This window comes from Arthrobacter sp. 'calajunan' (assembly GCF_046940185.1).
In the GTDB taxonomy this organism is placed as follows: Bacteria; Actinomycetota; Actinomycetes; order Actinomycetales; family Micrococcaceae; genus Glutamicibacter; species Glutamicibacter soli.
This window is the reverse complement of record NZ_JBKZDY010000044.1, coordinates 1-280: the sequence shown is the minus strand read 5'-3', so window position 1 is coordinate 280 and position 280 is coordinate 1. Positions and strand designations below refer to the sequence as shown.

The window sequence follows — 280 nt, the reverse complement described above, 5'->3', positions numbered from 1 at the left end:
GCACAACGCAGGGTTAAACAGCGGAACCCCGCCCGGGGGGAGGGTTCCGCGGTTCGGTGTTCCAGAAGCCTAGGCTTCGAGCACCACAGGTACGATCATCGGGCGGCGGCGCAGCTTGCGCGAAACCCACGAGCCGATCACGCGGCGCGTGATCTGCTGCAGCTGGTGCGTGGTGTGGGTCGGGTTGTTCGCAACCGCCTCCACGATCGCGGCGGCGATCTTCGGCTTGATCTCGTTGAAGACCGAGTCCTCTTCGGCCACGCCGCGGGCGTGGATGTCC

General features: G+C 66.4%; 1 pseudogene. It reads right to left on the bottom strand.

Annotation, left to right across the window (positions count from 1 at the left end):
* Window positions 1–69: 69 nt before the first annotated feature.
* Window positions 70–280: pseudogene (locus RF641_RS17585) on the bottom strand (RNase J family beta-CASP ribonuclease); the annotation flags it as partial.